Here is a 12,679-nt window from a genome sequence, read left to right as displayed (position 1 = left end):
TGCTGGAGGGTGCTGGGGGAAGTTAGATGAGGGAAGAACCCGTTTATCCCGGCGCCATGCTGCCGGAAAGCCGCAAGCCAAATAAACCCCTGCACGTAGTCCGGAACATGAAGGTGCTGCTCCTCGGCCACAGAGGTTTCAAGAGGTTTTATCCTGAAAATACCATCCCTGCATTCAGGAAAGCCCTCCGGTGCGGGGCGGATGGCATAGAGTTTGATGTCTGGCTGACTAAAGATGGAAAACTCGTCGTTATTCACGACAGATACTTCAGGGTAGACGGGGAGACATTCGATGTAAAAGCCCTCCGGCTGAATGAAATCAGGCGTCTGCATCCTTTCGGGCCGCTGATACCCACCGCCGAAGAGCTCATCGGAGAATTCCCGGGCTCATATTTTAACGTGGATGTCAAGGACATCGAGGCGGTTGAGAAAGTTCTTGATGTTGCGGGGGATACGGAAAAGGTAATCATATCGGCCGATAACCCTGCAGTTCTGAGGGCCCTCAGGGAAGGGGATGGAAAGGTAAGGCTTGGCTTTTCCATAATCACGTGGAGCTCTCTCTTCAGATTTCCAGCTCTCAAAAGAGAGCTCGGCCTGTATTCCCTCCACGTGCCTGTGGATGCCGTGGATTATGTGGGTCTTCCGGCTCTTAAATTCCTCCTTGGATGGGCGCGCTCCCTCGGAGTTAAAATAGCCCTCTGGAACTACCGGCAGGATGAATTCAGGTACCTGCCGCCCTTGATTCGCTACTGCGATATTCTTATCTCGGATGATGTCTCAAAGGCATCCAGATTTCTGAGGGAAAGGCTTTTTAGATAAACCTCCCTTTCTATCTGAGGCGATATGTATGGCAGGCTGGGAAGAGAACAGGGTTCTCGTTCTTGGACACAGGGGTTTCATGTCAAAATATCCTGAAAACAGCATTTTAGCATTTGTTGAGGCCATAAATGCGGGGGCGGATGGGATAGAGCTCGACGTATGGCTAACAAAGGACGGAAAGGCAGTTATAATGCACGATGAGAGCATAGACAGGACTTCAAGCCTTAAGGGGAATCAGAAGGGAATGACGATGGAGGAGCTGAAAAAGGCCGATCTCGGGCTGGGACAGAATATCCCGACACTTGAGGAAGTTTTTGAGGTTCTGCCTGAAAATGCCCTCATCAACATTGAGATAAAGGATGTCGATGCGGTTGGGGAAAGCCTGAGGGTCGTTGATGAGTTCAATGCCCTGAACAGGGTTATGATATCCTCATTCGAGCTTGAAGCTCTTAGGAAAACCCGGGAATTAAACGATGAAATAAGAATCGGTCTCCTCATTGACAGCGAGAAACTCATCCCGATGATACCGCAGCTCAGGGAGGAGCTTAAGCTCTGGTCCGTGAATGTTCCGATGGAGGCCATTCCCCTGATAGGTCTTGAAAAGACCATGCAGGCGCTCCGGTGGGTGCGTTCATTGGGCCTCAGGGTCATCCTCTGGACTGAAAACGACATTCTCTTCTACAAAAACGATAACCTGGCCAGGATTAAGGGGCTCTTCGATGCTGTGATAGCGAATGACGTGGAGAGGATGATCAGGTATCTGAAAGGGTTGGGGCTGAGGTGAGTTCGGGGAGGCATGCTCTCCATCTCCCCCATCCGTATGTGATTTCAAAATACACCTCCGTGGACTCCATCCATTTTCTGTCTGGGGTTATATGGCTGACTGTGAAGTTCATGCGGCCCTCCACGGGCCTCATGTTGTCCACCATTATCCTGCCGGAAACGTGCCAGGTCTGATTATGCTCCTTTGAAGAAAGGCTCCAGCTTTTTTCAAAGCTCAAAACACAGAGCCCCTGCGAACATTCAGCATGGAGAATCTTCGAGCCGTTGAAGCCCATCTGCAGGTATGAAATAATGGGATCGGGAAACCTATCGAGGGGTCGTTTATCCGTGAAATTCTCAAGGACGGTGCCGTTGACCCGGAGAAACCTTCTGAAGACTGCATGCTTTCCGCTCCAGTTGACAACCCGGTAGGACTCGTAGCTCCCATCATTCCTGAAGCTCCTGAGCAGCAGAACTCCCTCTGGGGAGCTCGAATTAACAAAGCCGCAGAATTCTGAGAGTACAGTAGAGGACGAACTGCCTTCAATACTCACGGTTTTGATGCTTCCCACGATAAAGTGTCCTGCTGCTGCCTCATAGAATCCTATAACCTCATCGGGGGAGGGAATCCCCTGCTCCCGAACTCCCCCTTCCATCCGGAGTACGGAGCCGAGTGCGATGAGTGCCAGCAGAACAACCAGCAGGCGGGCTGTCCTCATATTACCACCCGTAGACTTCTCAGAAGGACTACGGTACTGGGGTTTAAATACTTTTTCTATTCATATTTTGCTTACTACTGAAAAGAGTCTGCAAAAAATTAAAAATTCAAATCCCTTCGAACTTCTGCAGGAATATCCTCAAATCAGTTTTGAATGGCTCTCTGGCAGCTTCAATCTCTTCATTGAGGAGAAGCAGAAAGGCCTCAGCATCGGTAGCTTTTTTCTCCAGCTCCTCTATTTTTTCCCTCAGCTCGTCAAAATATTCAAGATATGGCCTGGCTTCAAACAGTGCGTCCTCAATGCGCTTTTTCAGCTCACACATTCATCATACCCCCTGAATCAGTTCATACATTCCTCCTGCCCCCGACAAACCAGTACCACCACTGCTTTTCCAGGTCCTCCCTCTGGCCGAGGATGACGAAATACCTCAGCAGAATCAGGTTTATGAAGAGCAGGAAAATCAGCATGATGTTGTACTGGGGAAGTCCAGCGCTCATGAATGCGTAGTAGTCCCAGAGGAAGTGGAGGCCTATGGCAAGCAGGAAATAGTTAGTCAGAGAATGTATTTTGCCCTCGGATTTTAACCCGTACCCCACACCCACTATGGCACTCCAGCTGCCGTGGGCAAAGGGTGTTAAAAATGCCCTTGTAACGGTAATTGCGGCACCGTATCCCAGCCCGTAGAGCATGTTCTCGGTTGCTGCAAAGCCGAGTCCGGCGGCAACACCGTAGACAACTCCGTCCATTATGCCGTCCATCTGGCCTGCCTTAAAGGGCAGCCTTATGGCGAGAGCCTTTGCCGGCTCCTCCACGATACCCGCCACCAGAGCAAGGTAGAAGGCGCTTGCAGGGAGAATGGCATATCCCCGTATCCAGCGCGGGGTCAGTAAAGTTTCAAGTATGAACGCTATGCCGACTGAGAGCGTCGCCCCGAGCAGGAATGTCCCGAGGACGTATTTTTTGGGCTCGGGCTCGTATTTATCCAGATGATAGAAGTACCACATAATCACAAGCGCTGGTACGTATGCGAAAAAAACCACAGTGCTCAGCACATTCATGTTACCACCATTCCGGCCATTCTATTTTCTGGTTTATTAAGATTCTGTCCTTTTCTAATAAATTCTCATGTGAGTGTTGAGTTATTTCGGAAATATTGTCCCCGAATCTATTCATGTTTCCTATTTGGTATTCCTCAGATTTAAGGGAGTTTTCAGATGAATTTGGGTAGAAATATTTATAATAATCCTTCCAATTAGGAATACCATGTGGGTTCTTCTCCTCAGGCTCATGTTTATACTCATTCAGGCGGTATTCTTAGCCGGAGTAGCTCCGATACTCTCCTGTCCCTTTGTTCGAACTGGCAAAACCAAATCTGAAACACTCAAACAGGTTAATGATCCCCTCCGGGTTGCTGTGGTGCTGCCTTTTTACAGAGAGCAGCTGCCAAGTATTATGCGAACAGCTAAATCGATAGCGGGCCAGAACTATCCCCCGGAGCTTATAACGGTATACATTCTGGTAGAACGGATGGATGATGTAACAAAAAGCGGTGTGCCTATTCTCGAGAGCTTTTTAAGTTTCAGCGGGTTTAACGTGAGGACAATCTATACCAACAGCAGTCATCTCGGAAAACCAGACGCACTTAATCAGGCTCTTCCGTATATTACCGAGGATGTTGTTATGATCTTTGATGCAGACGATATTGTCCCCATGGATTATATTTCACTCGCTGTTGAGAAGATAAACAGGGGGGCAGGAGCTGTTACAACAAAAGTCTACCGGATTGGAGAGAGCATTCACTCAAAATTCCTGGCACTGGATACATTCATATGGTATGATATCTACCTTCCTGTTTACACGGCCATTATAGGCTATGCTCCAATGAGCGGAGAAGGTCTGACTGTCAGGAGGGATGTGCTGGAGAAAATTGGAGGTTTTCCAGGAAGCCTGACAGAGGATGCATACCTGACAATAGAGCTCGCAAAGAACGGGGAACGAATGGAATACCTTGATTCGGTTTATATAGTGGAGCATGCCCCGGCCACATTTAAGGCGCTGATAAATCAGCGGATGAGATGGTTTAAGGGATACTATGAATGCCTGAGAGGTCTTTGGAAATCCAGAAAAGCACTGGGATATAAGAAACTAATGGGAATAGGCCTGACATATATGGGGCCTGTAATCTCAATGGCAACAACAGCCAGCTATACACTTCTGTTTTTGTATCTTGGGGGAATTCTTGTAGGTTCATCTTCTCTCGTGGGTACAATTGAAAATTCTATTACGGGTTTGATATATTATATAGCAATGTTTATGTTCCTTGGGGGAAACCTGTTCTTCACACTTGTAATTGCATACCATTTCAGCGATACGGTATTTGAGAGCTACACCCCGTACATATATATCGCATTTGCGTACTGGTATATAATAGGCCTGGTTGCATTTTTCTCCATTTTTTCTCCAAGGAGATGGTATAAAACCGAGAGGGATGGAAATGAGAGGGTACCACAGGATTTCATCTCCTGAGAAAATGCTTCTGATATCTCTTTTCATAATATACCTATCCTTCTCTATGTGGATTGTTTATGAGTATGATACCACAGTTATCTGGGAGTTCACACGGTTTGCCCATGATAACGCTAACCATCTTTACATAGCAGCGACTGTTGTAAGCAATGAACCAACCTCGAAGTTTGCCAATATGGGTACCGTATGGCCATTTCTTTACCATCTCGCCCTGATTCCACTTGTAAAAGCTGGGTGGCTCTACAAAACCGGAATGGCTGGAAGCATTTTAAATGCCCTTTTAATCGCTGGAACATCCTGCATTCTTTTAAAAATCCTTGGGGGACGGGAGGGGGTTCTGGTGGCATCACTTTTTGGTCTCAATATTTACTCTCTAATCCATGCCTCCTCAAGTTATATGATACCCCTCGGTCAGTTCCTGTCATTGTTTTCCTTGAGTTACGCTCTTAGATACCTAAATACTGGCAGCGGAAAGCCTCTTACACTTTCGGTATTTTTTCTCATGCTCGCAACACTGTCCAGATACGAAGCATGGCCTATGGTAGTTGTGCTGGCCTTTCTCGTTATATACAGAGAGATAAAATCCGGGAGAAAATGGAGGATATATTCCCATCTACCTTTAATGTTTATGGGAATTGGGGGATGGATTTTGTACAACTGGGCAATTTTTGGAAATCCTTTTGAGTTTATCACCCATCCATCTCCTGGTGCTGCAGGATATTACTTCGTTGTTATCTCCAAGATACTTGCTCCATGGAGCATTGATTTCAAAGGGGTACTCCACATTATATGGGGAATGATGGGTCCTCTGATGGTTTTCTTAATCCCTGGTGTCATCAGCTATCTAAAAGAAAAAAATGGATGGCAGATGCTGATTCTCATACTGTCCTCGTCGGTTCTCCTTATGGCAGAGGGGCCGCAGATTCTTATAAAAGATCACCTGCTCTATTACTACTTCTCCTTCCCCTTTATGTATCTACTTGCTGGTAGGGGACTTAGCTTCATCTTGAATAGAGTGAAGGAGGCACAGATTAGAGCAGTTTTGTTACTTATTCTTCTGAGTTCATATATAATTTTCACAATTTCCCTGGTTTCTCTCGTGCATATGGAGCTTGGGAAGGCATATCCCGAATATCTCCATAACAAACTGCTGGGAGATAAGATAGTGATGCACCGTGATGAAGGGTATATTCTGTATTCCTCTGTGCTGGGCTCCTACTACTTCTCAGCTTTTGAAGGATTAAAACCAAAGTACATCATTGATGAATACGACATGCCCCTGTATGTAAAGGCGTCTCTGGAGCCTTGGGATTTTAATGTTTCTGTTGTCGTTATGCCGACAGAGGATACATACGCGAAGCTTGGGAGATATTTTATAGGGTTATCCGGAAAAGAGAACTATGCAACTTTATACTACGAAAACGCTACATGGAGGAGAGAGTTTTTGCACCACTACAGACAGCTTTTTAATTCTTCCGTGAAGCTTTATGATGTTTCAACATTGGTTTATATAAGATCAGATTCTTCTTAAAACCTCCCGCAGCTGTTTGAACTCTCCAAAGTCCAGAAGCTCATCCTCAACAGGCACCAGAACCCGGGAATTTGAGATGTCGTAATACCTCAGAAACGGTGATACAATCTCCCTCAGGACGTCGTTTCCATACGCCCAGGGAGAAAAGGCGGGCAGCACCACGAGCTTCTCGCTCATCAGAAACACCGGAACCTTTACCACGGCTCCAACCTCGTCCCTCAGCCTTACCGCGGGGTGTTCATGGCCTATAATGAATCTGTCGCCCTCGGCGAGCCTGTGTCCGTGGACGATTTTCCATCCCCCGGCTTCGAGTTCGTGCGCGATTTCAACACCCTCTTCCCTTATCCACAGAATCCCGACGTCGTGGTTTCCCCTGACGAGAACCACCTCATCAACCAGCGGGGAAACCTCGGAGAGGAACAGCTCAAGTTCGGCTTTTTCCCTCCTGAATGGCACAAAGGAGTGTTTCAAATCCCCATCTATTATCAATCTCTTCGGTTTTTCTCTCTCAATAAGCCGCTTTAGGGAGGCAACGGTGCTGCGGAGCGTGCTCGGCAGGTATGCACCTTCCCTCGCCATGCTGGCCTCGTAACCAAGATGCAGGTCTGCTATTATCAGATTCCTCCCGAGCCGGAGGGCTTTCCCGGACAGAGGGACGGGCTTCATATCCTCCCGTATGATGCAAACATTTTAAAACTAACTCAGATGCGGGACATGTGCTGCAGGATTTAGCGGAGCCCCCTCTCCTGCTTTATTCTCTCAACGACATCCCGGATGCTCCACAGATCCCTTATCACATGGAGGCGTGGAATTGCAGCCAGCAGCTCCCGTTTCTCCTCCACAAATCTGGCCGTCGGCGGGAAGTAATACCACACAAACTCCGTGTTTTCATCGCCCCTCCCGATAAAGCGCCACGGCTTGTCATCCACCCATACAAAAACCTCGTCTCCATACTTCTCCCGCAAAAGCTGAAATGCCTCACACAGAGTTATTTCCTTTCCGAAGACAATGATATCATCAAAGAGCTCATACAGGCCCGCAATCTTTAGCCTCCTCTCCTTCATCCCATCAATGAAATCTTCCGCCGAGAATGATATCACGGTGTGCCCTTCTTCTCTGAGCGTTCTGATCAGTTCGTCTGCATCATCCAGAATCTTCGTCAGCTTTGCCCTCTCCTCAAACCATGTCCTGGCGAACTTCGTCCTCAGGAAGAATGGAGATTTCACCTTACCGCTGTGCCTTCCGTATTTCGGCTTTTCAAAGTGAAGCTCTATTCTGGTGAAAAACCTCGCCCAGATGCCCTTAAATGGCAGCCACCTGTAATGTCTCTCCAGAGCCCGTTTAAAGGCTTCCTCTATCACGGAATAGCTGTCCACCAGCGTTCCATCGAAATCAAAGCCTATAATCATCCCGTTCTCACCCACCAGAGAAAAAGGGTGAGGTCTGGCTTTAAGCTTTTTCGTTGTGCTCCGGTACTGTCGGATAAATTCAATGAAATGATGGGTCAAAGGGGCGGAAATTTTATAATTGCAGGCACGCTCAGTTATCCTGCCGGTATTGTGGTCCCCGCAATTTTTGTGAATCTATGCCTCCTTAGAATAACCCACAAAGCATATATTTATTGAGGTGCAAAGGATTAGATGTAAATCTTAAAGGTGATGCCAATGGGAAAGCACTACATCCCTAATTCAGCACATAAAGGGGAAATGCTTGAGGAGATAGGCTTCAGTTCGACTGAAGAGCTCTTTTCTGATGTCCCCCGGGGCGTTCTGAAGGAGTTCAGCCTTCCGGAGGGGAAAAGCGAATATGAAGTTTTCCTTGAGATGAACAGAATTCTGGAGAAAAACAGAACCATCCTGGAGATGTCCTCATTCCTTGGCGCTGGAACTTATTTCCACTACATCCCGGCCCATGTAAAGTATCTCATTGAAAGGAGCGAGTTCCTGACGGCATACACTCCTTATCAGCCGGAAATCAGCCAGGGAATGCTCCAGGCCCTCTTTGAATATCAGAGCCTCATAGGGGAGCTGGTCGGGCTTGAGGTTGTCAACGCTTCAATGTACGACTGGGGAAGTGCCCTCGGAGAAGCCGCAAGAATGGCAGCGAGATTCACAAGAAAAAGCAGGTTCATAGTCCCTAAAGCCCTCAGCCCCGAGAAAAGGATGACGCTGGAGACCTATGTTGAAGGAGCGGGTATTGAGATAGAGTACATCCCCTGGAATGAGAACGGACAGGTTGACATTGAAAAGCTAAAGGAGAGCGTTGAAGGTGCAGCGGGCGTTTATGTGGAAGTACCCAACTTCTTTGGCCTGATCGAGGAGCAGGTTAGGGCCATTGGAGAAATAGCCCATGATGCAAAGGCCCTCTTTATTGTGGGGGCCGACCCGACCAGCCTGGGGATACTCGAAGCTCCGGGGAACTACGGGGCGGATATAGCGATAGGAGAGGCAGCCTTCTTTGGAAATCCGATGAACTTTGGAGGCCCGAGGGCAGGCTTCTTTGCCGTGAGAAACGACAAGAAGCTGATCAGGCAGATGCCGGGCAGGATAATAGGCATGACAAGGGACGGAGAGGGCAGGAGGGCCTTTGTCATGGCACTGCAGACGAGGGAACAGCACATAAGGCGGGCGAAGGCCACATCAAACATCTGCTCAAATGAGGCCCTCGTTGCGGTTGCAGCTGCGATACATCTGGCAACCCTGGGGCCGAAAGGTCTGAGGGAGCTCGGGGAGGTCATACTTAAGAACACCGCCTACTTCAAAAAGCGCATGGGTGAGGTGGGAGAGATACTCTTTGATGGCATAAACTTCAAGGACGTGCCGGTTGGCTTTGAGATTCCCTATGATGTGCTCCACGAGCGGCTGCTGGAGAGGGGCATTCATGGAGGATATTACCTTGGAAAACACTTCCCGGAGCTCGGGGAAAGCGCTCTGTTTGCAGTAACAGAAACGACGAGGAAAGAGTGGGTTGATGGTTTAGTATCCGCGCTGGGAGAGATAATAAACGAGGCGGAGCTGTGAGGTGATGGAGATGTACAGGCAGGCCAAATGGGATGAACCGCTTATATTTGAGCTTTCAAAGCCGGGGAGAGTGGGATACACGCTTCCAAAGCCGATTGAAAACATTGATGTCAGGATTCCCGAGGGACTGGCGAGAAAAGAGCTCAATCTCCCGGAGCTTAGCGAGCCCGAGGTGGTGAGGCATTACACCCATCTGAGCGAAATGAACTACGGAGTTGATTCGGGCATCTATCCTCTCGGCTCATGCACAATGAAGTATAATCCAAAAATAAACGAGGAAATAGCCGGACATCCAAAGGTTGCCTTTATCCATCCGTATCAGGACGAGAGAACGGTTCAGGGCGCCCTTCAGATCATGTGGGAGCTGGAACAGTGGCTCAAGGAGATTACGGGCATGGATCGCTTCACCCTTCAGCCGGCTGCGGGAGCGAACGGTGAGTTCACAGGGGTCATGATAATCAGGGCATACCACATGGACAGGGGAGACACGAAGAGAACGGAGATACTCGTGCCGGATTCAGCCCACGGGACGAACCCGGCCTCCGCTGCTATGGCGGGCTTTAAGGTCGTGGAGATTCCTTCAAATGAGCAGGGGATGGTGGATTTAGATGCCCTTGAGAGTGCCCTGAGCGAGAGGACGGCCGGATTAATGCTCACAAATCCGAACACCCTTGGAATCTTCGAGGAGGACATACTCAGGATAGCTGAGATGGTTCATGAAGCCGGGGGTCTGCTCTACTACGACGGTGCAAACCTCAACGGAATTCTCGGAAGGGTCAGACCGGGTGATATGGGATTTGATATTGTCCATCTGAACCTGCACAAGACCTTTTCAACGCCGCACGGAGGTGGAGGGCCCGGAAGCGGTCCTGTAGGCGTCAAGGACTTTTTAAAGGAATACCTGCCCGTCCCGGTGGTCGAGTTTGATGGTGAGAGGTACTACCTCAACTATGACCTTCCGAAGAGCATAGGAAAGGTCAAGGAGTTCTACGGCAACTTTTCCGTGATGGTGAGGGCGCTCGTCTACCTGAAGATAATGGGCAGGGAGGGCCTGAAGGAGGCGGGTGAAATCGCGGTCCTCAATGCAAACTACCTCACGCAGAAGCTGAAGGGGACGAGAGGCTACGGTCTGCCCCATAAAGAGCTCAGAAAGCATGAGGTTGTGTTTTCAGCGGAGCCGATGAAGAAGGAAACGGGTGTGAGTGCCTTGGATGTCGCCAAACGCCTGCTCGACCACGGACTGCATGCACCCACGATATACTTCCCGCTCATCGTCCATGAGGCCCTCATGATAGAGCCAACGGAAAGCGCCACGAAGGAGGAGCTTGACTACTATGTATCCGTCCTGAAAAAGATAAGCGAAGAAGCCTACACCGAGCCGGAGAAAGTCAAAGGGGCACCGTATAACACAGCGGTGAAAAGGGTGGATGATGTCTTGGCCACAAAGAGGCCGATAATCACGTGGAGGATGTACAGAGAGCTCAGGGAGAGGGGTGAAGTCGATTTCTGAAGCCCGCTTTTTCTTTTTGTTAAATCTTTCTGCCATTTGTTAAGATGTTCGAATAAAGTTGAGGGAAAAGCTTCAATGTCGCGCAGGCCCACAAGCTTTTGGGAAAAGCTTGATCAAAGTTTGTAATTCCTCAGCAGGGTACTCTTGAAGTAAGATTTCAACTCAAAACCCAGCCGTTAGGAATTTTGGATTCATCAAACAGGCCGTTTCCATGTGGGTTTCACTTAAACCGCGCTCCAAAGGAGTGCTAAAAACTCGAACCCCCTCTGAGAATTACCCCTAAAAAGAATCCATTTGTGAAAAACAACTCTCGAAGAAATTCACTCGATAGGTTCTCACTTAAAACGATACGTTTAATGTAAGAAACCCCTTTTGAGAACTTGCACTTCATGAAGAAGCTACCGACTTTGATGAAACTTTTCGCTCAGCCTTTGAGAAAGGCTGGCGAAAGGTTTACCTTTCTCATCAAACTGCAAAAAATCAGTCGTGCACTAGCCAAGTGCAATTTTAAGCATGGTTTAACACTAACTGGGACTTTCCAAGTAGTTTCAGTTTATTTTTGGCGTCCTTCGGACGTCGTTTGTAGAGTGAAACACTCAAAAAGAGCAGGTCTTAGCATAAACCCCTTCAAAATCAGACCGGTAAAAAAGTACGTAATCTTCCGCCAGCGCTTTCGAAAGAAGCTTTTAGAAAAAGCTTCACCACAAGTTGGTAGCTCATGTTATTAGTGTCGAGACGGGGGTTTTTGCTTCGCAAGTATCCACCATTCGGGGAGAACACACCAAAATGTTTCTAAATTAAAGGTTTGCTTTTCCTCTGATGCCCAGCGGGCGTCTTTTTAAGTTAACCCCATTTAAAAGGGTATTTAAAGAAGGTTCTCCTTTCAAACAGTCGGATTTTATTAAAAAACCCTTTAAGGACTTGCACTTCATGAAGAAGCTACCGACTTTGATGAAACTTTGCGCAGGCAAAGTTTCCTATGGTGGGCCCGGGGGGCTTTGAACCCCCGACCACGCGGTTATGAGCCGCGCGCTCTGACCAGGCTGAGCTACGGGCCCACAATGGCGCCGCCGCCCCGACTTGAACGGGGGACCACCGGATTAACAGTCCGGCGCTCTACCAACTAAGCTACGGCGGCACGACCCAAGATAGGGAATGAAGGGTGGATTTATAAAGATTACGGTTGGGTGAATTTCAGCGACTGAAGCTTTTAAATCGCCCCTTCATCGAAAAGTTTATATATGCACTGGGGACTTTTTAAATCGGTGCCCCGGTAGCCTAGCCTGGCGGGGCGGCGGACTTGTAATCCGCAGGCCGCGGGTTCAAATCCCGCCCGGGGCTCCACATATTCTCTCTCCGGGGACTCAATGTCCTATAATGTACATCAATGTGACTTTTAAGCCCTGAAAGAGGTTCTTAAAGTTTTCGCAATGATTATAAACCTCCTTTCATCACCTTCTACACGAAAAGCTTATATAGGAGAAGCCAAAGTTCGGAGGTAGTGATAATTATTCTAAAAAAGTTTGAGGGGGCAATTCTCGGTGGCGGCGAAAAAAGGATTTGATATATTTACTCATCAATTAGTTCCCGAACACAGGATATTGAGCGAAGAGGAGAAAGAGGAACTGCTCAAGAGGTACAGGATCAGGATTTCCCAGCTTCCGCAGATCAAGGCTTCGGATCCCGCTGTCATTGCTCTTGAGGCAAAGCCCGGGGACGTTATTGAAATCAGGAGGAAAAGCCCAACAGCAGGCGTGTACTACTACTACAGGCTTGTTGTTGAGGATTGAATT

Annotated in this window: 12 protein-coding genes and 3 tRNA genes; 8 read left to right on the top strand and 7 right to left on the bottom strand. The window is 48.3% G+C overall.

The window, feature by feature from the left end:
* The first annotated feature begins 26 nt into the window (after nucleotides 1-26).
* Nucleotides 27-818 (top strand): glycerophosphodiester phosphodiesterase family protein, encoded by a 792-nt coding sequence (locus ACYQ27_RS08825; protein WP_460041491.1) that lies wholly within the window; start codon nucleotides 27-29, stop codon nucleotides 816-818.
* A gap of 28 nt (nucleotides 819-846) precedes the next feature.
* Complete coding sequence (locus ACYQ27_RS08820; protein WP_460041490.1) at nucleotides 847-1,602, top strand: glycerophosphodiester phosphodiesterase family protein; 756 nt, start codon at nucleotides 847-849, stop codon at nucleotides 1,600-1,602.
* On the opposite strand, the gene ACYQ27_RS08815 is transcribed toward ACYQ27_RS08820, so the two are convergent.
* The 3 genes from ACYQ27_RS08815 to ACYQ27_RS08805 form a co-directional block, all read right to left on the bottom strand.
* Nucleotides 1,571-2,299, bottom strand: a complete 729-nt coding sequence (locus ACYQ27_RS08815; RefSeq protein ID WP_460041489.1) for a hypothetical protein — start codon at nucleotides 2,297-2,299, stop codon at nucleotides 1,571-1,573. The two genes, ACYQ27_RS08820 and ACYQ27_RS08815, sit on opposite strands and share 32 nt — an antisense overlap.
* Nucleotides 2,300-2,405: 106 nt before the next feature.
* Entirely contained in the window at nucleotides 2,406-2,621 is a 216-nt protein-coding gene (locus tag ACYQ27_RS08810; RefSeq protein WP_456452716.1) for a hypothetical protein, read from the bottom strand.
* A gap of 22 nt (nucleotides 2,622-2,643) precedes the next feature.
* On the bottom strand, nucleotides 2,644-3,357 hold the full coding sequence (locus ACYQ27_RS08805) for a PrsW family intramembrane metalloprotease (RefSeq protein ID WP_456452714.1): 714 nt from the start codon (nucleotides 3,355-3,357) through the stop codon (nucleotides 2,644-2,646).
* Nucleotides 3,358-3,562: 205 nt separating this feature from the next.
* On the opposite strand from ACYQ27_RS08805, the gene ACYQ27_RS08800 reads away from it, so the two are divergent.
* Together ACYQ27_RS08800 and ACYQ27_RS08795 are read left to right on the top strand one after the other, a co-directional pair.
* Nucleotides 3,563-4,825 (top strand): glycosyltransferase family 2 protein, encoded by a 1,263-nt coding sequence (locus ACYQ27_RS08800; RefSeq protein ID WP_456452712.1) that lies wholly within the window; start codon nucleotides 3,563-3,565, stop codon nucleotides 4,823-4,825.
* The gene (locus ACYQ27_RS08795) at nucleotides 4,794-6,356 is read left to right on the top strand and encodes a hypothetical protein (protein ID WP_460041488.1); all 1,563 of its coding nucleotides are present in this window, start codon (nucleotides 4,794-4,796) and stop codon (nucleotides 6,354-6,356) included. Before ACYQ27_RS08800 ends, ACYQ27_RS08795 begins: the two co-directional genes overlap by 32 nt.
* Here ACYQ27_RS08795 and ACYQ27_RS08790 read toward each other — a convergent pair.
* Both ACYQ27_RS08790 and ACYQ27_RS08785 read right to left on the bottom strand, forming a co-directional pair.
* Nucleotides 6,342-7,022, bottom strand: a complete 681-nt coding sequence (locus ACYQ27_RS08790) for a metallophosphoesterase (RefSeq protein WP_456452708.1) — start codon at nucleotides 7,020-7,022, stop codon at nucleotides 6,342-6,344. The two genes, ACYQ27_RS08795 and ACYQ27_RS08790, sit on opposite strands and share 15 nt — an antisense overlap.
* 62 nt (nucleotides 7,023-7,084) lie before the next feature.
* The gene (locus ACYQ27_RS08785; protein WP_456452722.1) at nucleotides 7,085-7,765 is read right to left on the bottom strand and encodes an HAD family hydrolase; all 681 of its coding nucleotides are present in this window, start codon (nucleotides 7,763-7,765) and stop codon (nucleotides 7,085-7,087) included.
* Between the two features lie 255 nt (nucleotides 7,766-8,020).
* Here ACYQ27_RS08785 and gcvPA point away from each other — a divergent pair, with 255 nt between their 5' ends.
* Both gcvPA and gcvPB read left to right on the top strand, forming a co-directional pair.
* Nucleotides 8,021-9,376 carry an aminomethyl-transferring glycine dehydrogenase subunit GcvPA gene (gene gcvPA, locus ACYQ27_RS08780; RefSeq protein ID WP_460041851.1) on the top strand — a complete coding sequence of 452 codons (1,356 nt, stop codon included), beginning with the start codon at nucleotides 8,021-8,023 and terminating at the stop codon, nucleotides 9,374-9,376.
* Nucleotides 9,377-9,386: 10 nt separating this feature from the next.
* On the top strand, nucleotides 9,387-10,886 hold the full coding sequence (gene gcvPB / locus ACYQ27_RS08775) for an aminomethyl-transferring glycine dehydrogenase subunit GcvPB (protein ID WP_456397118.1): 1,500 nt from the start codon (nucleotides 9,387-9,389) through the stop codon (nucleotides 10,884-10,886).
* Nucleotides 10,887-11,866: 980 nt separating this feature from the next.
* Here gcvPB and ACYQ27_RS08770 read toward each other — a convergent pair.
* Both ACYQ27_RS08770 and ACYQ27_RS08765 read right to left on the bottom strand, forming a co-directional pair.
* Nucleotides 11,867-11,944: transfer RNA gene (locus ACYQ27_RS08770), tRNA-Ile, on the bottom strand.
* Nucleotides 11,945-11,948: 4 nt separating this feature from the next.
* Nucleotides 11,949-12,024 (bottom strand) — tRNA-Asn (locus tag ACYQ27_RS08765).
* A gap of 129 nt (nucleotides 12,025-12,153) precedes the next feature.
* On the opposite strand from ACYQ27_RS08765, the gene ACYQ27_RS08760 reads away from it, so the two are divergent.
* Nucleotides 12,154-12,230: transfer RNA gene (locus ACYQ27_RS08760), tRNA-Thr, on the top strand.
* 197 nt (nucleotides 12,231-12,427) lie between these two features.
* Complete coding sequence (locus tag ACYQ27_RS08755; RefSeq protein WP_456397072.1) at nucleotides 12,428-12,676, top strand: DNA-directed RNA polymerase subunit H; 249 nt, start codon at nucleotides 12,428-12,430, stop codon at nucleotides 12,674-12,676.
* Nucleotides 12,677-12,679: the final 3 nt, after the last annotated feature.

Source organism: Thermococcus atlanticus (genome assembly GCF_054657855.1).
This window is presented reverse-complemented; position numbering and strand designations above follow the sequence as displayed.